The sequence below is a fragment of the Polyangiaceae bacterium genome (genome assembly GCA_015075635.1).
Lineage (GTDB): Bacteria > Myxococcota_A > Polyangia > Polyangiales > Polyangiaceae > JADJKB01.
Window position 1 is genome coordinate 365729 of record JABTUA010000001.1, and the last position, 21185, is coordinate 386913.

The window sequence follows — 21185 nt, forward strand, 5'->3', positions numbered from 1 at the left end:
TTGGCCGTGGCACGGCGAATGCACACCTCGGGCGGCATGCGAACGCACCAGCTGGGATTCGGGATGTTGCTCTTGTCGCTTCTGGCACCGGGCTGCGGCGATGCCGAGCCGGAGGAGGTCACCGCGAGCGAGCTCCGCGTCGGAACCTTCAACTCCGGGCTCGCGCTCCACTACGAGGACTGGGTGACCGAACGCGAGCCGGTGGTGGCGGCAGCCCTCGCCAGCGAGGCGGCCAGCCTGGACGTGCTCTGCGTGCAAGAGTACTGGCTCGGCGACCACTGGCAGAACCTGGTCGCCACCGTCGCCGCGGAGCTGCCCCACGCCGTGCGCCGACCACCGAATCCGGGTGACGAGCCGAAGTGCACGGCGGCCGAAGCGGGCCCGTTGCTCGACTGCGTCAAGGTCGAGTGCTCGACCGCCTCCGGGTCGGAGCTCTTGGGCTGCGCGCTCGACAAGTGCAGCGCAGAGACCAACTCGCTGAGCGGCGGCTGCGCCGACTGCTTGATCCAGAACATCGCGAAGCCCGTGGACGAGCTGTACGCAGCCTGCGTGGACCCGAGCGCAGGTGGCGGCGACACGGCGCTCTACGGGGGCGAGCACGATCCGGGGCTCTTGCTGCGCACCGAACCGCTCGAGACGGACTCCCTGGCGCTCAGCGCATACTTCGTGCGCGCCGCGGTGCTGTACGCGAAGCTGCCGCGACCGAGCGGCGAGCCGGTGCACGTGTTCTGCACGCACTTCGGCTCCGAGCTCGACGGCATCGGCTACCAGGGGCCCCACGGCAGCTGGGAAGGCGAGCACGCCCAACAGGTCGCCGAGCTCCTCGCCTACATCCAAGCCAAGGCGCCCTCGGGACCAGTGCTCGTGCTCGGCGACTTGAACACCGGACCGGAGCAGGCGGGGCTGAGCGGAGAGTGGCCGGCGCACTTCACGCCGCTGCTCGAGTCGGGTCTCGAGTGCCCCGCGCTCCAGGCCGAAGCGCCGCCGTGCACGCTGTGCCCAGACAACAGCTTCCGGTCCGATACGTCCTCGCCGCGGCTGATCGATCACGTGCTGGTGCGCGGGCTCGAGGCGCGAGACATCGCAGTCTTCGCCAACACGCCTGCGACCGTCAGCGTAGAGGGCAAACCCCAGAGCATGAGCCTGTCCGACCACTACGGGCTGCGCGCCAGGGTGCGCTGAGTCAGCGGGTGCGGCGGCGCAGGCCCAAGCCCAGCGCCATCGCCAACAGCAGCCAGGCATCCGAGCGCGGCGTTGGGCGCATCCGGCAGCCACAACCGCCGTCGTCACCGCTCGCCGGCGCCTGACCGCCGGTGCTCGGACCGCCGTCGGGAGCCCCGCCGGTGGCTGCGGTGCCGCCGTTGCCACCGCTCGGTGCCCCGCCAGCTCCGCCGGTGCTCGCACCGCCGCTGCCCGCCGTGCCGCCGCTGCCCGCCGCGCCTCCGCTGCTCGCGCCGCCGCCTCCGGCTGCGCCGCCGCTTCCGGCTACGCCAACGCTGCCCGCCGCGCCGCCAGTGCTCGCGCCGCCGCTGCCCGCCGCGCCGCCGCTGCTCGCGCCGCCGCTTCCGGCTGCACCGCCGCTGCTCGCGCCGCCGCTCGCTCCTGTGCCACCGCTCGCTCCTGTGCCACCGCTCGCTCCTGTGCCACCGCTGCCGCCGCTGCCGGCGTCCGTCGCGACGCAGATCCCGGCCACGCAGCTCCCTCCGCCACACGCCGAACCGTCCGGCTTCGCCGGGTTCGAGCACAGGCCGGTCGCCGGATCGCACACGCCCGCGAGGTGACACTGGTCGAGCGCGACGCAGGTCACGTTGCCGGCTGAGACACACGCGCCGCTCTGACAGGTATCCGTGAGCGTGCAGGCGTCGTTGTCCGAGCACGCGGTGCCATTGGCCTTGGCCGGGTTCGAACACGCACCGGTAGTGGGATCGCAGGCTCCCGGCAGGTGGCACTGATCGAGCCCCGTGCAGGGCACGACCGTTCCGACGCAGACGCCGCTGGCGCACAGGTCGTTCGTCGTACACAGGCTGCCGTCGTTGCAGGGCGTGCCGTTGGATCCGGCGCCGGCGCAGGGGTTGGCAACGGTGCCCCACACCGCCTGCGCCATCAGGATCGGGGCCGCGCCCGGCACGCTCTTGTTGTGGTCCCAGAGCTGCCAGATCGTGTCGCCCCAGGCCTTGAGCTTGGCGAAATAGGGATCGGTTTGAACGATGTACGCCTGCGGCTCTCCGGACGGGGTCGGCGAGGCCAGCGTCTTGACGCTGTTGCCTTTGATCTCGTTGCGCAAGAACTCGACGTACTCGCGGCTGGTGGACTGGTAGTAGAGGCTGACCTCGACGCCATCCAGGTTCTGCGGCAGCGTCAGGGCAACGTCGTCGTAGCCACCGCCGTACTCCGCGGCGCTGAAGTAGCTCGGCGTGGAGACGCCGTTCCACACCGGCTCCGCGAGCCGGGCGCTCGCCTGCGCGATGCGGAAGCCGCGCGGCGGGATGCGATTGTCCTTGGCCCGACCGGTGGCCAGCGCGAAGTGGAAGGTGTGGCTCTCGCCGGTGAGCGTGCTCTGGAGCTTGGCCTCGTAGACCAACGCGTCGGCGTAGGACTCGCCGCTGCCGAGGGGTGGGCTGTTCGGCGAACCGGGTAGCCCCTTCAAGGTGGCCGCCGTCGCGTCGTACGGGTTCACTGCCGACACCACGTTGCCGCCGACGTAGCCGCGGATGCTCACGAACATGCGCCGGCCTTCGGGGTAGCCGGAGATGAGCTTGTGTCCGGTGTGGTTTCGGATGCGGAAGCCGAGGGCGCCGGTCCCGGCGCCGTAGCTGACGTTCTCGATGCTAGCCGCGCGCTGCAGGCTCTGGGTCGCGCGCACGATGCCCGCGAGGAGCGCAGCGGGGTCCGGCGGCTGCCCCAGCGTCATGCTCAGCGTGAGCACGTTGAAGCCCTGGTTCAGCAGCGTGGCGTTGGTCGCGTCGTAGTTGCTGGAGCCCGCCACGGCGCTCGATAGGAGCCACGGCATCAGCGTGTTGCCGCCGGTCAGGTCGTGCAGCGGCTGGCCGCTCTTCGGGTGCTCCTGGCTGCCGGTCGGGCGGATCGGCGTGCCTGGCTTGTCGCAGCCGGCGCCGACCGCGTCGGGCATGTGGCAGTCCTGGCAGGTCGCGATGGCGTTCCCGGGTCGCGAGGTCTTGAACACGTTGGGAGCGAACGCCCCGCTGCCCGGTGCGCCTGCTCCGTTGCCGAAGTCGCTCAGCATGAACTCGCTGAACGTGCGCTCGACGTGCGCGTAAGCGTACGCCGGGTTCTGCTCGGTCGGGAGCACGGTCGTGCCGTTCCCGGGAGGCGTGCTGGCGAAGGCCAGGTTGGCCATCACCGAGTTGGACACGTCGTGGCACACGCCGCACATGTAGCGGCTCTTGTGGTAGCGGCTGTAGAGGCGCCCGTGTTTCTCGTTCGTGTCGGCGAAGGAGGCGCGCTTGTCGTTGATCGCGCTCATCACGAACTGACCGGAGCCGTTCTCGTTCCAGGCGGCGATCACCGGCAGCCAGCTCGACGTGTCGTAGAAGGGCTTGCCGTTGAAGAACGTCAGCGGGCCCACCTGCACGCGGTCGGCCAGGCGCGTGGTCTGCGCTTCGGTCGCGGAGGGTCGAGCCGTCAGGTTGGTCTCGTCCCAGTAGCCCAGCCAGTCGTTGCCCTCGCGCGTCCCGGCGAACGTCTGCTCGAAGTACGGGTCCACCATGCGGTGGCAGCTGTCGCAGGTGACGCCGTCGAAATCGCCGCTGGTGAGCAGGCTGCCGTTGGGCGGATCCGAGCGTCCGGCGAGCCAGCCGTCCGGGGTGTGACAGCGCAAGCACAGGTCGCCGGCGTTGGCGTTGCCCAGGGCCCAGATCGAGTCCTGCAACGCCACCGTGAAGGTGGCGAGGAAGATCGGGTCACGCATCGCCTGGGACATCATCGAACCGCGCCAGTGCGCGCCGATGTTCACCTTCGGGTCATAGGCGTCGTGACAGTTCAGGCACTTGTTGGGGGCCTCGAGCAGGACGCCCTGGATGGGCTGCGTACCGGGCATGCGCACCAGGGGATCGTTGGCCACGGGCTTCGGGGTCCAGGCCCCGGCGGTGGCCGCCACGAGGATCAGAGCCAGCCCGAACCCAGCGCGCACGAGTGCCATGCGGGCACACCGAGCATCGAGCGTGCCACCAACAAAGACCCGCGAATCGTCTGGATGGAGCCCGCAGTCCGTTCGGACCGGGTGGCCCGTCCGGCAATCACTGCGCCGGTTTGGGCGGCACGACCCGGACCCGCTCCACGGCGCGCTCGGACGCTTCCTCGATGAAGAGCTGGGTGCCGTCCTCGAGGGTCAGGCACTCGCCGGGCAGCGGCACCCGACCGGCCTCCCGTAGGCACAAGCCTCCCAGAGTGGACCAGCCTTCGCCTTCGGGGAGGGCCAGGTCGAAGCTCCGGTTCAGGTCCCGGGTCGGCACCTCCGCCAGCACGACGATCGAGCCGTCGGCGGCGGGCTTCATCGAGTCGGGGGCGGTGCGGTGCAGCTCGCCGAACACGTCGCCCACCAGCTCCTCCACCAGGTCGTCGAACGTGACGATGCCCGCCGTCCCGCCTTCCGCCGCGAGCACCACGGCCAGCTGCACGTGACGCGCGCGCATCTCGTGCAGGAGCTGAGACGCCTCCATGCTTTCGTCCACGACGTACGCCGGCCGGATCAGGTCTTCGAGCACCAGGAGCCTGCCTGCCCAGGCCAGCGGCAAGAGGTCCTTGTAGAGCACGTAGCCGACGACGACGTCGAGGTCGGTGTCGTAGACCGGCAGCCGAGAGTGCGCGTGCTCGAGCACGATGTTCCGGATCTGCTCCGTGGAAGCGCGGCGCTCGATGCCGACGACGCGCGTGCGCGGGATCATCACGTGTCCGGCGGTGAGCTTGGCGAAGTCGAGGGCACGAGAGGCGATCTCTCCGACGCGCGGGTCCAGGGTGCCGGACTCGGCGGCCTCCTCGACCAGGGTGCGGAGCTCCTCGGGTGAGAGGCGGCTCTCGCTGAAGCTGGTGCTGTCGCCGAACCGCTTGAGCACGGCGTTGGAGCTAGCGGTGAGTACCCAGACCAGCGGGCGCGCCGCCGACGAGAGCCAGAGCAACACCGGCGCCACGAGCAGCGCGTAAGGCTCGGGGCTGCGAAGGGCGAGCGACTTCGGCACCAGCTCGCCGCCCACCAGCGAGAGAAACGAGATCAGCACCACCACGGCGCCGAGCGCGACCTCCTCGGCGTAACCCCCAACGAACGGGGCCAGCACGGGGGTCAGGTCCCGGGCGAAGGTGGCGCCGCCGAAGGCGCCCGCCGTGGCGCCTACCACGGTGATCCCGATCTGCACGGTGGCGAAAAAGCGCTCCGGGCCAGCCCGCAGCGCCGCGAGGGCCCGGGCGCGCGTGCCCCCGGCCTCGACCAGTTGGCTCAGGCGCATTCGGTCCACCCCCACCACCGCGATTTCGGCCCCGGCGAAGAGTCCGTTGACCAGCACCAGGGCCAGGATGACGAAGAGCTCGAACAGCATGCCGACAGTGGCTTGCCACAAACCGGCCCCGGCTCCGCCCTGGCCATCCGTTCCTGGGGCTTTTGGCGGCGTTTGCGCTATGCTCCGCGCGCTTCGGCCGCCTTCTTCGTCGGGGGTCAGTGGTGACGGACAGCGAACGCTACCGGTCGGGAGACCGCATCGCCGGCAAGTACCAGCTCGTGCGCAAGCTCGACGAGGGCGGCATGGGTACGGTGTGGGCCGCGCGCAACGTGGATCTCGACGTGCACGTCGCACTCAAGCTCCTGCGTCCCGAGCTCTCCGAAACCCACGCCGCCGAGCGGCTCTTGGCAGAAGCTCGCATGCTCGCGCGCTTGCAGCACCCAGCCGTGGTGCGCGTGCACGACTGCGGCCGAACGGAACGCGGGGATCCCTTCGTGGCGATGGAGCTGCTCGACGGGGAGAGCTTGGCCGACCACATGGCACGCCGCGGGCGCGTGCCATCGGTCGAGGCCGTGTCGCTGCTCTTGCCGGTCATCGACGGCGTGCGCGTCGCGCACGAGGCCGGCATCGTCCACCGCGACATCAAGCCGGAGAACGTGTTCTTGGCCCGCGTGGGGGGGCGCATGCAGCCGAAGGTCCTCGACTTCGGCATCGCGCTGGCGGAAGCCATCGCCGTTCGGCGCACCACCCACGGCGCCATCATGGGCAGCCCGGTGTACATGTCGCCGGAGCAGGCCCGCGGCGCGGAGGTCGGCGCGAGCACGGATCTCTGGGCCCTGTGCGTGGTCTTGTTCGAGCTGATGACCGCGACGCTGCCCTTCAGCGGTGAGAACTACCACGCTGTGCTGCGCGCGATCATCGAAGACGAGTGCCCGAGCCTGAGCGCGTTCGGCGCCGGCGACGACCTGCTCGCGTCCATCGTCGAGCGCGGTCTGAGCAAGGACCCGTCTCGCCGCTTCGGCAGCGCGCGGGAGCTCGGCAGCGCGTTGGCAGAGTGGTTGCTGGGGCAAGGCGTGAGCGAAGACGCCGCTCACGTCTCGTTGCGCGCCGGGTGGCTCGCTCGCGTTTCGGAGCCGCCTACCTCGCTCCAGCCCATGGTGGTCGGCCCGAGCGATCGGCCCCCGAGGGACCCGCGCGCCACGCTCGCCTCCCCGCTGGGGGTGGACGCCGAGAGCGCGAAGTCCAACACGAGCTCCGTCGAGGGGCTGAGCCTGACCGCGAGCCAGGCTGGGCGGCAGAGGCGGCGGCTGTGGCTGAGCAGCGCGCTGGCTGCAGCGCTCGTGCTCGGCGCGGCCGTGATCTGGTTGCGCCCGAAGGAACCGCCGCGTTCGGTGTCGAGCGCCACGCCGGAGGATAGCGTCGCGCCCGTGAGCGTAAGTGCCAGCGCCGAGCCCACCGTGAGCGCTCGGAGCGACCCACCACCAATCCCGAGCGAGGCCGCCGACGCTGGAGCGCCTCGCGCCGAGCCCCAGGGGAGCAAGCGCGAGCCACGCCCGCAGAGCCGCCCCGCCAAGCCCCGAGAGAGCTTTCGCCCGCGCGGCATTTGACGCGGCCTGATAGCCTAGGGGGCTGGCGCCCAGCATGACCAGCTCGCCCGCAGAACCAGCCCACATCGGACGCTACGAGCTGGCGCTCTCGCTCGGGCAGGGGCCGTTGGGCGAGCTCTGGGCCGGTGCCGCCACCGACGGGCCAGAGCAGGGCCGAGTGGTCTCCATTCGGCGGATCCGCTTCGGAGGCACGGCGCCCGCCCTGCGCAAGCTCTCGGCGCGGGCCGCGGAGAGCGCGCGCTCGCTGCGACACCCCAAGGTTGCCGCGGTCCTCGAGGTGCTCGAACGCGATGACGAGCTCGTGATCGTCAGCGAGCACGTGGACGGCGAGTCGCTCGCCGCGCTGATGAAGCAGGCCATCAACGCCAAGAGCCCCATCCCGCCGGGCGCCGCGCTGGCCATCGTGAGGGACGCGGCGGACGCGCTGATCGCGACGCGCGACCACTTTGGGAAGGATCCGAGCGCGCCCGAACCGTTCGGGGGCCTGGTCCCGGACGGGCTGGCGGTGGCAGCTTTCGGCGAGACCATGCTGACCGAGCCTGGGGTCCTGGCAGCCCTGGGCGACGCCGCCGTCCGCTACGCCGCTCTTCCGTATCGCGCGCCGGAACAGCTGGGCGTCCCGCCGAGGCGCGACGAGCGCGCGGACGTGTACAGCCTCGGCGTGCTGCTCTGGGAGATGCTGGCGAATCGACCGCTGTTCCGCTCGCGGGCCCCGAGCGACACCGAAGCCGAGACCGAGCTCCGCAGGCTGGTGTTGTCAGGGCCCATTCCGCCGCTCGACACTCTGCCGCGGCAGGGTGCGCCGCTGCCCTCCTCGCTGGTCGTGCTGGTGGGTCGTGCGCTGTTTCGGGATCCGGAGCAGCGCTTCCCGTCGCTCTCGGCCTTCCGCGAGGCGTTCGACGAGCTACCCCGGGATCTGATCGCGCCGCCGGAGCAGGTGGTCGTGACCTTGGAGCGTCTGGCGCGGAACACTCTCGAAGCGCGGCGCGCCACCCTGACGCAGATGAGCGAGGGGCGCTTGAGCTTCTCGCCGGAGTCGACCCGCGCGACCGCCCGGCCCGCGGCACCGGATGCGCCGGTCGCGGTGGTGATGCCGGCGCTCGCCTCGCTCGACTCCTTTGCCACACAGGAGGCACCCACCAAGCCGCGCCGCAAGCTGACGCCGGTCGCCTTGCCCGTACCCGAAGGTCTGTCTGCGAAGGAGACCCCGCGCATCGGTAGCCAGCGTGGCTCGTCGAAGCCGCCGCCCCCCGTGCCCGCTTCGGCGAAGCTCGAGCCACCGGCGCGGGAGTCCACCAGCTCGGGCGTCAGCGTTCCGGAAGAGCCCATCCATGCAAAGCCGTCGAGTCTGCGGCGCTTCGCACCGCTCATCGTCGTGGCGGTCGGCGTCGCCGCGATCCTGATCGCCGTGCTCTCCCGCTCCGGCGGCTCGGGCGAGGCAGGGCCCCCCGCAGCGACCAGCACGCCCAGCGTCGAGAGGCCCGTCGCGACCGCGCCGACGCTGGAGCCCAGCGCCACCGAGCGCCCCCCGGTCGAGCCCAGCGCAGCGCCGAGCGCCGAACCGGCGCCGAGCGCCTCTGCCGCGCGGCCCAGACCCCGCGACGAGCGACCGGAGCCCAGGCCCAAAGAACCGAAGGGCTTCCGGCCCAAGGGGATCTGATCGAGCCAGGGTGCTATCGTCTGCGGACATGGCTCGCAGGCTGGCAGTGACGCTCCTGGCCGTTGGTCTGCTGGTCGCCCAGGCGGCGGCTGCGGCTGGCGTCCCCATCGAGAAGGCCAGCAAGGAGCAGCTGAAGGCGGCTCAACGCACCTTCGAGGCGGCCGACGGCCTGTTCGACGCCAAGCGCTACTCGGAGGCCATCACGGCCTACCGAGCCTCCTACGAGATCGTCGCTAGCCCGAACTCGCGGCTGATGATCGCGCGCTCGCTGGCCGCCCTCGGCAAGCTCGACGACGCCTACTACGAGCTGGTCGGCGCGGTGAGCGACGCCAAGAGCGCAGCGGCTGCCGACGAGAAGTACGCGCCGACGCTCAAGGCTGCCGAGGCCGAGCTCGCCTCGCTCGAGCCGAAGGTCGGGCGTGTGGAGCTGGTGCTCTCGGACGCGTTGAAGGAGGCGAAGATCAACGTCGGGCCCCGCACGCTGACGGTGCTCGAGCACGCGGCACCCGTCGTGGTCACGCCGGGCAGCGTGGTCGTGGTGGCGGCGTTGCCGGACGGCCGCTCGGTGCGCCGCGAGCTCTCCGTGGCCGCAGGTGAGTCGGAGAAGGTGCAGCTCGACCTGCCCGCGGAGTCCGAGCCGTCGCCGACGCCCAAACCCGAAGCACCGACCCCGGCGGCGTCCGGTGCCGCTGCGACGAACGATCTGGGCAAGCCCAGCTCGCTCCGGCCCTACGCCTACGTCGCGGGCGGGGTCGGGGTGGCGGGCCTGGCCACGTTCACGGTCTTCGGCCTGATGAACAAGTCCAAGTTCGACGACCTGGAATCGAGCTGCACCAACGGGAGCTGCGGACCAGGGCGGCAAGACGACATCGACGCCGGACGCCGCTACCAGACCGTCGCCAATATCGGGCTCGCAGTCGGGATCGTCGGCATCGGCGCGGGCACGACGCTCTTCCTCTTGTCCGGGAGCTCGAAGAAGAACGAGCGAGCTGCGACGATGCGGGTGCGGGTCGCGCCAGGGTTCGCGTCACTCAGCGGTCAGTTCTGATGAAGAAACACACCTTCGTCTCGCGCTCGCTCGCCTTCGTGCTACCGCTCGCGGGCGTCATCGCCTGCACCTACGACTACGGCCAGTTCGACAGCTCGGGCACGGGCGGTGGCGCCGGCACGAGCTCCGGCGGGAGCGCGGGCACGAGCGGCGGCGGCGGCGGCACCACCAGCGGCGGCGGCACCACCAGCGGCGGCGGCACCACCAGCGGCGGCGGCACCACCAGCGGCGGCGGCACCACCAGCGGCGGCGGCACCACCAGCGGCGGTGGCACCACCAGCGGCGGCGGCACCACCAGCGGCGGCGGCACCACCAGCGGCGGCGCGGCCGGCAGCGGCGGCGCGGCCACTGGCGGAACCGGTGGTGGCTGTGGGAACGGCGAGAAGCTCTGCGGGACGAGCTGCGTGCAGGTGACGGACCCGGCCACGGGCTGCAGCGGCCCGAGCTGCGCGGCCTGCGCGCTGGCCAACGCCAGCGCCAAGTGCGGGGGAACGGGACCCGTGTGTCAGGTGGACCAGTGCACCGGGGTGTTTGCCAACTGCGACAACCAGAACGCGAACGGCTGCGAGCAGGATCTGTCGAAGAGCGACAACCAGCACTGCGGGAGCTGCGCGAACAACTGCACCACACAGGGCTTCACCACCGGCTTCTCCTGCTCGAATCTGGTCTGCCGCTGCACCAGCCCCGACCAATGCAAGGACGGCGGCAGCGGGACGGCCACCTGCAACGGGAACGGACGCTGCACCTGCACCGGCACGGAGTGCATGGCCGGCGAAGCCTGCAGAAAGGTCGGCGCGAACCAGGTCTGCTCGTGCAACGGCGGCGCGGCCTGTGTGCCGGGCCAGGTCTGCTGCAAGGGCCCGCCAGGCTGCAAGGATCTGCAGACGGACACGGCCAACTGCGGTGCCTGCGGTAAACAATGCGCGACCGGGCAGAGCTGCGTCGGCGGCCAGTGCCAGTGATCGGAGCTTGCGCCGGGCCTCGGCCTCTGCCATGTGGCGTCGGCTCTCGGGAAACTGCGCATGAAGAAGACGACGCCGAAGAACCAGCCGGCCGGCACGAAGAAGCCAGCGACGAAGCCGGCGGCAGGGAGACCCCCTGTTCCGTCCAAGGGCGAGCTCGTCGTCAAGGCCGCCGAGACGCTGGCACCCGAGGCGACCAAGGTGCGGGCGCGGGTCCGGCTCGCCGTCGAAGATCCAAAGAAATACGCGAAGACTCACGCCAAGGAGCTCGCGCGCCGCGGCGTCACAGCGCCGGTACCCAAGCTGCCCTTCCTGGCACTCATCGACGGGCTCGCCGCCGAGGCGCGGGTCGCGCTGCTCGACCCCAAGGCCCCCGCGGCAGTCGTCATCGCAGAGCTGCGAAAGCTGAGGGCCCCCTCGAAGCTCGATTTCTCCTGGGCCGACTCGCTGGACTACGAGACCCTGAGCGACCTACCGACCGAGCGCGTCATCGAGGCCGTCGCCGCGCGAGTCGAGGCGCTGGGCGTGGTCCTGCTCAACCTCGACGCCGGCTCGGACCAATGGGCCATCGGCACGGTGCACCGGTCGCGCGTGAACATCACGCTGGCCGCCATGAAGGCGGCCGGGCATCCGGCGCGCATCGTCGCCGCCAAACCGCTGGCCGACAAGCCAAAGCCCGCAGCCAAGCGCCCACGCGGCGGCTCCGCGCTGGAAGAGTGGCCGGACTGCTCGACCGATCCGTCGAACACCTGGCGCTACTTCATCGACGAGGCCGGCGCCCGCTCACTCTGCTTGCGCAAGTGGCCCCAGGCCATCGACGTGATGCAGGAGACCCTGACCGGAACGCGCGGCTCGAAGTCGGAGAAGAAGAGCTTCCCCACGCCGCGCGAGTGCACCAGCGCGTACGTCGCGTATTACGAGCAGCTCAAGAGCGAGGGCTGGCGCCAATACTCGGCCCCGGAGCACGCCAAGGCGCTGAAAGCTGCGGGTCAGAAGGGCACGCCCCAGAAGTAGTAGCCCTTGCCGCCCAGCGCGTAGCGATACGTGCCGAGCTCCCAGCGGTAGTCGGCGGCGAACGGGCGAACCATCTCGAGCAGCTCCGGGTGCTCGTACACGCGGAGCGTGCTGACGAAGCCGTCCCAGGCGCTGATCCCCAGCGTGAGCGGCAAGACGCCCCAGGAGAGCACGGCTTTGCCGAGCGTGCGCTCGGGGGTGAGCACCGGGTTCGCGAGCAGCGCCGCCAGGCCGAACGGCGCGAACGAGAGAAACATGAGCGGGTTGCGCTCGAACGGCTCCGACACCCAGATGGGCGCTCGCGCGCGCACGGCGTCCGCCAGGATGCTTTGGGCGAGCACCGGCGGGAAGTGGTGGAAGGCGTTGATGATGGCGCGCGCGCGTCCGGCGCCGACCTCGGACGGGATGGCGGTAGCGTCGATGGCGCCGAGGTGCGCCTGGATCTTCGGCTCCTCCGCCACGAGCCGCTGCCAGGCGCGCTCGCGCGGGAACAGGTCGGTGAGCAAAAGCTCCGGCGGCTCGCGACCCGCGCGCCGAAATTCCTGGGTGAGGATCTGCGCCGGCCCGCCCGCGCCCGCGCACAGGTCGAGCACGCTGTCCGTACCCGCGGCCTCGAGAAACTCCGCGAAGGGGTCCACCAGACCCGTGAGCGTGCGCCCCCACGACAGGCCGCGGCTCAAGGACTCGACGACGGTGTCCCGGACGTCCGAGCCGACCCAATCGAGATCGTTGAACTCGAACAGCTGTAGGCGCGGCAGTGCCATGCCCGAGGGTAGCTCGGATGCAGGAAGTTCGGATAGCCTGGCGCGCATGGCGTCAGAGTCCGAGCCGGTCCAGGTCGACGAGGCGATTCCGGTCGCTGGCGCGCACGGGGTGGATGCAGCGCTCATTCAGCGCGAGGGCGTCCCCACACCGGAGGCCCTGTTCATCCAGCCGGAGCTCGGGCGGGGAGTCGCGGGCCGCATTCACCCAGCGCTCGACCGCTACCTCTTGCGCAAGGTCGCGCTCAAACGCCTGAGCAAGGAGCTGGCGCAGCACCCGTTCTACCGCGACGGCTTCGTGGCGGAGGCGCAGATCGCCGGTCAGCTCGAGCACCCGAACGTGGTGCCGGTCTACGAGCTCGGCTTCGGCGCTGGTGGCGTGCCGTACTTCACCATGAAGCTCGTGAAGGGCGTCTCGCTCACGCAGTGGCTCAAGGACCCGCGACGGCCGCCTGGTACGAGCGAGCGGCTGGAAGCAGGCCTGGAGATCTTCCTCAAGGTCTGCGAGGCCATCGCCTACGCGCACGACCGCGGGGTAATCCACCGCGATCTGAAGCCAGACAACGTGATGGTCGGCGACTTCGGCCAGGTCTACGTGATGGATTGGGGCCTGGCGCGCCTGAGCAGGAGCAAGCCCGCGTCGGGCGCGAACGCACAGATGGAGGCCAAAGGCGCCGTCGGCACCCCGCCCTTCATGGCGCCCGAGCAGGCTCGGGGCAATCCGCACGAGATGAACGAGCAGACCGACGTGTTCGGCCTGGGCGCCATCCTGTACCTGCTGGTGAGCGGACGCTTGCCCTACGGCCCGCTGCGCCCGCCCGATGAGATCCTGGCCCGCGCGCGCGCCGGTCAGACCGTGCCCATCGACGAGGCCATCGGCACGCTGCCCATCGCCAAGCGCATCCGGCAGATCGTGACCCGCGCCATCGCCGCCAAGCCAGCCGACCGCTACCAGAGTGTGGGCGAGCTGATGAACGACGTGCGGCGCTTCCTGCGCGGGGGCCTGTACTTGCCGACCAAGAGCTTTGCACCGGGGGAGATCGTGATCCGCGAGGGCGACGTCGGCGACGCCGCGTACATGATCGCCAGCGGGACCTGCCGCGCCTATCGCAGCGTCGACGGCACCGAGGAGACCCTGGCCACGATGACCACTGGCGACGTCTTCGGCGAGATGGCGCTCTTGCTCTACGAGCCGCGCGCTGCAACGGTGGTGGCCGTGGATCAGGTCACGCTGATGGTGCTCGACAAGCAGACCTTGGCCGAAGGGCTGGGCATCGACGGCTGGACGGGCGCTCTAGTGCGGGCCCTCGCGCAGCGGTTCAGTGATCTCGAGCACCAGGTCCGCGCTTCGGGCATGCGCCGCGGCTGACGCTCCGAGCCATGACCGAGGCGACCACCGAACGCACTGCACCGCTCGCGCGGCGCGCTCCGGGCCTGATCGTGCTCGCGGCCGGGCTCGCCGTCTCGGCGGCCGCCTTCTGGGTGGCGCGCGAACGGGCCCGGGCCGACTGGCAGGCGGACTTCGAGCGAAAGGCGAGCGACGTCTCCGCGGCGCTGGTCAACGGGCTGGACGTGCCGCTCGAGGCCTTGCAGTCCTTGCCCGCGCTGTTCGCCAGCTCCGAAGAGGTCACGCGCAGCGAGTTCCGCGCCTTCGTGGCACCTACGCTGAAGCGCCACCCGGCCATCTACGCCCTGGAGTGGCTGCCGGAGGTGCCGGGCGCCGAGCGCGCGAAGTGGGAAGCGCGCGCGCGCGCCGAAGGTGTGGCGGACTTCCAGTTCACCGAGGTCGGCCCGTCGCTAGCCATGGTTCCGGCCAAACCGCGGCCCAGGCACGTGCCGATCTTCTACATGGAGCCCTCGGAGCCCAAGGCGCTCGGCTTCGACATCGCCTCCGATCCGATCCGGCTCGACCCGTACGACCGGGCCAAGAGCTCGGGGCGCGCCGTCGCCTCCGGGCGCATCCGTCTGGTCGAGGACGCTCCCGGCGTGCACTCCATCGCCGTCTTTCAACCCGTGCACCGCACCCGCGCCGGCGGCGCGCTCGAGTACCTCGGAGCGGGCGTGGAGGTCTTTCGCCTGCGCCCGGTCGTCGAGCGCGCGCTCAGGGATTACGACACGGCGAGGTACGCGCTCACTCTCTACGACCAGGACTCGGCGCCGGCAGAGGAGCGCGTCCTGTACGAGAAAGCAGGGCCGGCCGCCCGCGCTCGAGCCAGCTTTCAGAAGTCGTTCGCCTTCGCCGACCGCAACTGGACGCTGGACGTCAGCACCGCGGATCCCGGCTCCGCGGGTCGTTCGTTCGTGCTCTTGGTCGGCGCCCTGCTCAGCCTGCTCGGCGCCGTCGTGGCTCAAGGCGCCCAGACCATCGCGGGGTTGCGCCGGCGGGTCGCGAAGGTGGAGCAGCTCGGGCAGTACACGCTGGAGAGCAAGCTCGGCGAGGGTGGCATGGGAGTGGTCTATCGCGCCTCCCACGCCATGCTGCGGCGTCCCACGGCGCTCAAGCTCCTGCGCAAGGAGCACGGCCACAGCGCGGGGCTCGCGCGCTTCGAGCGCGAGGTGCAGCTCACCAGTCAGCTGACCCACCCCAACACCATCGCCGTCTACGACTACGGGCGGACTCCGGATGGCGTCCTCTACTACGCGATGGAGTACATCGACGGCATCGACTTCGAGCACCTGGTCCGCGCCGAGGGACCGCTGCCGCCGGGGCGCGTCGTCTTCCTGATGCGCCAGGTGCTCGGCTCCCTGGCAGAGGCCCACTCCGTCGGCCTCATCCACCGCGACATCAAGCCGGCCAACCTGATGCTGTGCGAGCGCGGCGGGCTCTCGGACTTCGTCAAAGTGCTGGACTTCGGGCTCGCCAAGCAGCTGCGCGATCCGAGCGCCGTGGCGGAGACCCACGCCAACGCGGTGATCGGCACACCGCACTACCTGGCGCCGGAGAGCATCGACTCCACGGGCGCGCAGGGATCGAGCGCCGACATCTACGCCGCGGGCGCGGTCATGTACTTCTTGCTCACTGGCCACACGGTTTTCGAAGCGAAGACGCTGCTCGAGGTGTGCGCCCACCACCTGCACACGCAGCCCCAGCCCCCGAGCTCTCGGCTCGGTCGCCCGCTGCCCGCGGGGCTCGAGGCGGTGGTGCTGGCCTGCCTGAGCAAGGATCCCGCGAAGCGCCCGGCGTCCGCGGCCGCGCTGGTCGGCGTGCTCGACGAGCTCGGGGACGTGGAGCGCTGGACCCGGCGCGACGCCGCGCGCTGGTGGGAGGTCCGCGGGCGCGAGCTGATCGCGAGCCGCGAGGCGGAGCAAAGGGAGCGCGCTGAGCGCGCCCGCGAGCGCACGGTCGAGATCGACGTCGTGTCGCGCACCCTCGGGGAGAGCGAGCCGATGCCTACTTCGGTGCCAGTGTCGCGCCGTAGATCTTGATGTCGTCGATCAGGCCGTTCGCCGGAGTCGCGTCGGTGGCCTTGTCCGCGCCCACGAAGATCTTCCCTGAAGCGTTGCCGATCGGTTTCACGATCGGCTGGGTGGCGCGCGCCCCGTACTTGGTCGCCTCGACCTTGTCGAAGAAGACCGACACGGCCGGTGCCCCGGGTGTGCTCGAAAGGCTCCACGCCACGGTGATGCGCACGGGCTTGTTCGGCACGAACGAGTACGCCGTGCTCGGCACCGACGTCTTGTGAAACGCGCCAGCAGGATCGTAGATGTACACCGTGAATTCGTTGGAGTTGCTCGAGTCTGCCTTGCGGATCTTGATCCCACCCTCACCGACCACGCTCCAGCCGCTCGTCGCGAACAGGTTGTGGACCAGGTTGTCCGTGTGCGCCGCTTTGGGCACGTACCAGAAGTCGATGGTGCCTTTGACGAAGTCGATGTTGCCGCTCAGCGGAAACTCGACGCGCTCGTTCGGCGCCTCGATCATGATCCCGGACTCGCACTTGCCGCCGTGGAAGTCGTCGTTGGGGAAAGCGTCGCCGTTACCGTTGCCGACGAACAGGTTGGTGATCGAGGCGTAGTCGTTCAACGTCGAGTGGAGCAACAGCGGCGGGCCGCTCACCTTCCCGCAGTCGGGCCACGTCGTTCCGCCGCCACCGCCCGTGCCGCCGCCACCACCCGTGCCGCCGCCACCACCCGTGCCGCCGCCACCGCCCGTGCCGCCACCACCACCCGTGCCGCCGCTGCCACCCGTGCCGCCGCCGCTCGCGCCGCCGGCCCCGCCGCTGGCGCCGGCCGTGCTGCCGCTTGCGCCTCCGGCCCCGCTGGCGCCTGCCGTGCCGCCGCTCGCGCCGCCGCCTCCGGCGCTCCCGCCGGACGCGCCTCCGGCCCCAGCGGCTCCACCGCTCGCCTCGGATGCAAACTCCTCTCCCGAGCAGGCCAGTGCCAAGAGCGCAAGCCCCAACGCCGATGACCGCACCATTCGAGCAGAATATCACGCTTCGGTGCTAGCTTCGCGCGGTGTCGCGAGTCAGCGCCTTGGGATTATCGCTCCTCACCGCGTGCGCAGCCCACGCGCCCGGCCCGACCAGCGAGCCCGCACCGCCCGCGCCTGCGCCGTCGTCGCCTACACCGGCTCCACCACCGAGCGGAACAGCGAACGCCGAGCCCGCGCCCGCACCGCCTACAGCTGGTCCCAGCGTGAAGCTCTTGGCGTTCCGCCGCGTGCTCGAGGCGCCGGTGCACTCCCTGGCGCTCGGCGCGAAGGGCCGCGTCGCCGCGCTGGGGGCGGACGCCTGGCTCGACGAGGGCAAGGGCCTTCGCAAGCTCCCGCCACCGCCCGCCGCCACACCCGAAGTGCAGATCTACTTCGGCCGCGACGACCTGCCGCGCCTGATGGGGTTCGTCCCCACGCCACACGAGCGACGGGGCGTGTATGCGCGCTTCCGCAAAGGCGCCTGGGAACGCGGCGCCAGCGAGATCGGCAAGCTGGGCAGCGTGCCCATGGCGCCGCTCTTCGGCGTGCTCGGCTACGACGATCCCGAGGTGGTGTGCGCGCCGGACAAGCTCTGCATCGTCAAGCGCCGAACCGGCTGGACCATGCTGTCGCCGCCGCCGGGGCAACCCCGCGTCGAGCTGTGCAACGGCGTGGCCTGGGCCTACGACCGCGCGGGCGTACATCGCCTGCACGACAAGGACGGTTGGCGCGCTCTCGACGTGAAGCCGACGTTCTCCCGCGCCGCGCACCTGTGGGCGATCGGCGACGGAGACATCTGGCTGGCGGAGACCGAGCCGAGCCTCGTTCACCACTTCGACGGCGAGGCCTGGTCGGCGCACACCTCGCCCGTCGCCGGACCGCGCGTCCTGTGGGCGACGAGCGCGAGCGATGTCTGGCTCGCCGGCGACGGCGGCGCAGCGCACTACGACGGTGAGATTTGGAGCCGGGTCGAAGGCGCGCCTGAGAAGGTGCGCGTGGTCACCGGCAGGAGCGCGAGCGAGGTATGGCTCGGGGGCGAGTCGGGGATCTGGCGGGGGGACGCGAGCTAGTCTCGTTGTGGGCTGGTGTGGTGCCGACCCCTACCTCCCAGGTCGGGCTTGATTTCCATCACCTCGGGCTATGATCCGGCTCGGAGTGGGATGTCGCTAGGAGCGGGCTCGCTGATCGCCGACAAGGTTCGGCTCGTTCGCCTCCTGGGCTCGGGAGGGATGGGGCACGTCTGGCTGGCCGATCACCTGGGCCTCGACACGCAGGTCGCGGTGAAGCTGATCGCCGCCGAGCACGCAGCGATCCCCGAGGCGGTCGCCCGCTTTCGCCAGGAGGCGGCCGCGGCGGCGAAGATGAAGTGCCCACACGCGGTGCAGATCCTCGACTACGGGGTCCAGGAGGGCTGTCCGTTCATCGTCATGGAGCTGCTCGAGGGCGAGGACCTCGCCCATCGCATCCAGCGCGCCGGCCCGCTGCCGGTCGCGTTCGTCGGCGACGTGATCACACAGGTGTGCAAGGCGCTTTCCCGCGCGCACGCGCTGGGCATCGTGCACCGTGACATCAAGCCGGAGAACGTGTTCATCTCCGAGGATCAGGGCGAACGGCTGATCAAGGTGCTCGACTTCGGCATCGCGAAGCGCCGTGGTGACAGCGAGCTCAGCATGACCTCCACCGGCGTCGCGCTCGGTTCGCCTTACTACATGAGCCCCGAGCAGGTGGTGAGCGCCAAGACCGTCGATCCTCGCTCGGATCTCTGGTCGCTCGGCGTCGTCGCGTACCAGGCGATGACCGGCAAGCTGCCATTCGTCGGCGAAACGGTAGGCGCGCTGGCCATCGCCATCAATGAGGGGACCTACGAGCCGCCGAGCGCCGCGCGTCCCGGGATCCCCGGCGCGGTGGACGCCTGGTTCCAACGCGCCCTGGTCAAGGATCTGAGCGCGCGGTTCCAGACCGCCAAGGAGATGGCAGAGACCTTCGCGCTCACCACCGGTCGCAGCGCCGGCAAGGAGGAATTCGGTGAGGCCGAGACCGACGTGGCGCCGTGTCCCGCCGCGAAGCTGGACTGCGTCGACAACTGCCCGACCGTGCGCGTGAGCACACCGCTGCTCGAGTTGCACGGAGTGCCGTCTCCGCCGGAGCAAGCGCCGGTCGCCGCGCTGTCGGGCACGCACATGACGGCGACCGTGAGCCAGAGGCTCGACCGCTCCCGCACTCCGGTAGTCTGGGGGATTGCCTCGGCGGCCGTGTTGCTCCTGGCGGTCTTCGGGATCGGCTTGGCGTTCGCGTTGCGCAACGGGGCGCCCGCGGCCGACGTCGCGAGTCAAGGCCAGACGGAGCCGGCTCCTGGATCCCCCGCGCTGACGGAGCCTCAGCCGACCGTCACGCCGTTCGTGCAGGTCCCCGAGACGGCTCCCGACCCCGCCCCGTCGGCCTCGGCGGCACCGTCCGCGCCCAAGCCTGCCGTGGCCAAGCCAAGGCTCCCGGTGCCACCTCGACCCAAGAAAGACCGGGGATTCTAGGTTGAAGGACGCGCGCGCATGACACGGCCACCCTGGAAGGCCCTGGCGGCTTCGCTCGCTGGCGCGGCGATCACGAGCTGTTTCGTCGCGTTCGACTACGACGACTACGACACGTCAGGCGGCTCCTCCGGAGGCGACGCCGCCGTCGAAGGCGGTGCCGGCGGCGCTACGAGCGGCGGCGGCGCGCCAGGCGGCGGCGGCGGCGTGGGCGGCTGCGACACCAGCGCGTGCGGACCAGCTGGGGATTGCTTCGATTGGTCCTGCAGCTGTGGGAAGGTGAACAAGCCCAGCGGCTCGCCGTGCGGGCACAGCTGCGTGCTCGGCATCTCCACGCAGAAGACCTGCAACCCTTCGGGGGTCTGCGTTTCGAGCACCAGCGACTGCAGCCCCTACACCTGCGATCCAGCCACCAACGCCTGCCGGACCAAGTGCGTGCAAACGAGTGACTGCGCTGACAGCTTCATGTGCTCCGGTGACCAGTGCGTGGATTGCAGGACCTGCGGCGAATGGCTCACCGACGTGCAGGTCCCGTTGCTCTGCCCTGGCGCCACGGGTTGCGCGCAGTGGACGAACCTCGTGCAGAACTGCTGCTCGGCCTCGACGTGCCAGTCTGCTTGCTCCGGCTCCGGAGACCTGTGCGCCGGAGGGAACACGAGTTGCTACTCCTCCGGGCCACCGTCCTCGACCTGCTCGCAGTGCCTTCAGGGGAAGAACCCTTGCGCGAGCTACCTCTCGTTGTGCGAGCAGGACAAGGGCCACCTATGAGGTTCGCTCCGGTCGTTTCCAGCTTCTGCTTGCTGACGGCGCTGCTCCTCGCGCCACCGACGTTCGCAGCGCCGAGCGAAGCCGACAAGGTCCGCGCCCGCGCCCTGATGGATCAGGGCGACGCTTTGGTCGAAAAGCAACAACTGTCCGACGCCCTCGCCAAGTATCGCGAGGCCCACACGCTGATGAAGGTGACGACTACGGGCATCGAGGTCGCCCGCGTGCTCGAGAAGCTGGGGCGCCTGGTCGAAGCCCGAGAGGTGGCCGCCGAGGTCGCTGCGATCCCAGCGGCGCCGGGCGAGTCGCCCGCGCTGACCAGCGCGCGGAACGCCGCCGCGGCGCTGCTGAAGGGCCTCGATGCTCGTGTCCCCAGCGTCACGGTCCGCATGCGAGGAGCGAGCTCCGATGCCGTCCTGCGGGTGGACGGCAAGCCCGTCGCCGCCTCGGCCCTCGGCGCGCCGCACCGACTCGATCCCGGACCGCATCAGATCGAAGCTGCGTCGCGTGGAGAGCAGCGGGCCGCCCAAATCGAGCTCGCCGAAGGGGATCACGAGACGGTGACTCTGGACTTCAGCGCAAGCGCGGTCGCTGCGCCCATGCCGAAACCCGGCGCCGTACGCCCGGCGGAACGAAGCCCAACCCTGGGCTACGTGATCGGCGGCATCGGCGTCGCGGGTCTCGCCACCGCCGCGGTCACCGGCGCCCTGATCCTGTCGCGCGACGGCAAGATCGAGGACAACTGTCCCGAGAAACGCTGCAACGCCGAGGGCCGCGATCTCGTCGACGGCAGCCGCACCCTCCTCACCATCAACGCGGTCGCGTTCGGTGTCGGCGTCGTCGGCACGGGGCTCGGCGCCTACCTGGTGCTGACGAGCGGCCCGGGCGGAGAGACCGCCATCGCTCCACGTGTCGGGCCGCGCTCGGCGGGCGCGGCTTGGCTCGGCAGGTTCTAGGGGTCGGGCTGAGTCTGCTACCCTGA

At 70.6% G+C, this 21185-nt stretch carries 16 protein-coding genes; 12 read left to right on the plus strand and 4 right to left on the minus strand.

Features of this window, described 5'->3' with window-relative positions; all coding sequences use genetic code 11:
- The first annotated feature begins 36 nt into the window (after positions 1-36).
- Complete coding sequence (locus tag HS104_01745; protein MBE7478701.1) at positions 37-1182, plus strand: endonuclease/exonuclease/phosphatase family protein; 1146 nt, start codon at positions 37-39, stop codon at positions 1180-1182.
- 1 nt (position 1183) lies between these two features.
- Here HS104_01745 and HS104_01750 read toward each other — a convergent pair whose 3' ends face one another.
- Positions 1184-4159 (minus strand): hypothetical protein, encoded by a 2976-nt coding sequence (locus tag HS104_01750; GenBank protein ID MBE7478702.1) that lies wholly within the window; start codon positions 4157-4159, stop codon positions 1184-1186.
- Positions 4160-4256: 97 nt separating this feature from the next.
- The gene (locus tag HS104_01755) at positions 4257-5549 is read right to left on the minus strand and encodes an HlyC/CorC family transporter (protein MBE7478703.1); all 1293 of its coding nucleotides are present in this window, start codon (positions 5547-5549) and stop codon (positions 4257-4259) included.
- Between the two features lie 122 nt (positions 5550-5671).
- Here HS104_01755 and HS104_01760 point away from each other — a divergent pair, with 122 nt between their 5' ends.
- The 5 genes from HS104_01760 to HS104_01780 are packed head-to-tail and all read left to right on the plus strand — an operon-like array spanning position 5672 to position 11741.
- Positions 5672-7057: a protein kinase gene (locus tag HS104_01760; protein ID MBE7478704.1), complete on the plus strand. Its 1386-nt coding sequence runs from the start codon at positions 5672-5674 to the stop codon at positions 7055-7057.
- A gap of 34 nt (positions 7058-7091) precedes the next feature.
- Positions 7092-8717: a hypothetical protein gene (locus HS104_01765; GenBank protein ID MBE7478705.1), complete on the plus strand. Its 1626-nt coding sequence runs from the start codon at positions 7092-7094 to the stop codon at positions 8715-8717.
- A gap of 28 nt (positions 8718-8745) precedes the next feature.
- Complete coding sequence (locus HS104_01770; protein MBE7478706.1) at positions 8746-9765, plus strand: tetratricopeptide repeat protein; 1020 nt, start codon at positions 8746-8748, stop codon at positions 9763-9765.
- The gene (locus HS104_01775) at positions 9765-10727 is read left to right on the plus strand and encodes a hypothetical protein (GenBank protein MBE7478707.1); all 963 of its coding nucleotides are present in this window, start codon (positions 9765-9767) and stop codon (positions 10725-10727) included. Before HS104_01770 ends, HS104_01775 begins: the two co-directional genes overlap by 1 nt.
- Before the next feature lie 60 nt (positions 10728-10787).
- A complete protein-coding gene (locus HS104_01780; GenBank protein ID MBE7478708.1) occupies positions 10788-11741 on the plus strand; it encodes a hypothetical protein in 954 nt (317 codons plus the stop codon).
- On the opposite strand, the gene HS104_01785 is transcribed toward HS104_01780, so the two are convergent.
- Positions 11717-12505: a class I SAM-dependent methyltransferase gene (locus HS104_01785; GenBank protein MBE7478709.1), complete on the minus strand. Its 789-nt coding sequence runs from the start codon at positions 12503-12505 to the stop codon at positions 11717-11719. The genes HS104_01780 and HS104_01785 overlap by 25 nt on opposite strands.
- A 46-nt stretch (positions 12506-12551) precedes the next feature.
- Between HS104_01785 and HS104_01790 the strand changes: the two genes are divergently transcribed.
- Both HS104_01790 and HS104_01795 read left to right on the plus strand, forming a co-directional pair.
- Positions 12552-13871 (plus strand): protein kinase, encoded by a 1320-nt coding sequence (locus HS104_01790; GenBank protein MBE7478710.1) that lies wholly within the window; start codon positions 12552-12554, stop codon positions 13869-13871.
- Positions 13872-13882: 11 nt separating this feature from the next.
- A complete protein-coding gene (locus HS104_01795) occupies positions 13883-15928 on the plus strand; it encodes a CHASE domain-containing protein (GenBank protein ID MBE7478711.1) in 2046 nt (681 codons plus the stop codon).
- On the opposite strand, the gene HS104_01800 is transcribed toward HS104_01795, so the two are convergent.
- Positions 15894-16919, minus strand: coding sequence for a hypothetical protein (locus tag HS104_01800; GenBank protein ID MBE7478712.1), 1026 nt, complete (start codon positions 16917-16919; stop codon positions 15894-15896). The genes HS104_01795 and HS104_01800 overlap by 35 nt on opposite strands.
- A gap of 218 nt (positions 16920-17137) precedes the next feature.
- Here HS104_01800 and HS104_01805 point away from each other — a divergent pair, with 218 nt between their 5' ends.
- The 4 genes from HS104_01805 to HS104_01820 all read left to right on the plus strand — a co-directional run bounded on the left by HS104_01805 (position 17138) and on the right by HS104_01820 (position 21159).
- Positions 17138-17983 carry a hypothetical protein gene (locus HS104_01805; protein ID MBE7478713.1) on the plus strand — a complete coding sequence of 282 codons (846 nt, stop codon included), beginning with the start codon at positions 17138-17140 and terminating at the stop codon, positions 17981-17983.
- 90 nt (positions 17984-18073) lie between these two features.
- Positions 18074-19441 carry a serine/threonine protein kinase gene (locus HS104_01810; protein ID MBE7478714.1) on the plus strand — a complete coding sequence of 456 codons (1368 nt, stop codon included), beginning with the start codon at positions 18074-18076 and terminating at the stop codon, positions 19439-19441.
- A gap of 18 nt (positions 19442-19459) precedes the next feature.
- Complete coding sequence (locus HS104_01815; GenBank protein MBE7478715.1) at positions 19460-20206, plus strand: hypothetical protein; 747 nt, start codon at positions 19460-19462, stop codon at positions 20204-20206.
- Positions 20203-21159 (plus strand): hypothetical protein, encoded by a 957-nt coding sequence (locus tag HS104_01820; GenBank protein ID MBE7478716.1) that lies wholly within the window; start codon positions 20203-20205, stop codon positions 21157-21159. The genes HS104_01815 and HS104_01820 overlap by 4 nt, the downstream gene beginning before the upstream one ends.
- Positions 21160-21185: the final 26 nt, after the last annotated feature.

Bases quoted from the DNA above. Each gene is read 5' to 3' on its own strand.
- HS104_01745 (MBE7478701.1), top strand. From the start codon at position 37: ATGCGAACGCACCAGCTGGGATTCGGGATGTTGCTCTTGTCGCTTCTG.
- HS104_01750 (MBE7478702.1), bottom strand. From the start codon at position 4,159: ATGGCACTCGTGCGCGCTGGGTTCGGGCTGGCTCTGATCCTCGTGGCG.
- HS104_01755 (MBE7478703.1), bottom strand. From the start codon at position 5,549: ATGCTGTTCGAGCTCTTCGTCATCCTGGCCCTGGTGCTGGTCAACGGA.
- HS104_01765 (MBE7478705.1), top strand. From the start codon at position 7,092: ATGACCAGCTCGCCCGCAGAACCAGCCCACATCGGACGCTACGAGCTG.
- HS104_01770 (MBE7478706.1), top strand. From the start codon at position 8,746: ATGGCTCGCAGGCTGGCAGTGACGCTCCTGGCCGTTGGTCTGCTGGTC.
- HS104_01775 (MBE7478707.1), top strand. From the start codon at position 9,765: ATGAAGAAACACACCTTCGTCTCGCGCTCGCTCGCCTTCGTGCTACCG.
- HS104_01780 (MBE7478708.1), top strand. From the start codon at position 10,788: ATGAAGAAGACGACGCCGAAGAACCAGCCGGCCGGCACGAAGAAGCCA.
- HS104_01785 (MBE7478709.1), bottom strand. From the start codon at position 12,505: ATGGCACTGCCGCGCCTACAGCTGTTCGAGTTCAACGATCTCGATTGG.
- HS104_01790 (MBE7478710.1), top strand. From the start codon at position 12,552: ATGGCGTCAGAGTCCGAGCCGGTCCAGGTCGACGAGGCGATTCCGGTC.
- HS104_01795 (MBE7478711.1), top strand. From the start codon at position 13,883: ATGACCGAGGCGACCACCGAACGCACTGCACCGCTCGCGCGGCGCGCT.
- HS104_01800 (MBE7478712.1), bottom strand. From the start codon at position 16,919: ATGGTGCGGTCATCGGCGTTGGGGCTTGCGCTCTTGGCACTGGCCTGC.
- HS104_01810 (MBE7478714.1), top strand. From the start codon at position 18,074: ATGTCGCTAGGAGCGGGCTCGCTGATCGCCGACAAGGTTCGGCTCGTT.
- HS104_01815 (MBE7478715.1), top strand. From the start codon at position 19,460: ATGACACGGCCACCCTGGAAGGCCCTGGCGGCTTCGCTCGCTGGCGCG.
- HS104_01820 (MBE7478716.1), top strand. From the start codon at position 20,203: ATGAGGTTCGCTCCGGTCGTTTCCAGCTTCTGCTTGCTGACGGCGCTG.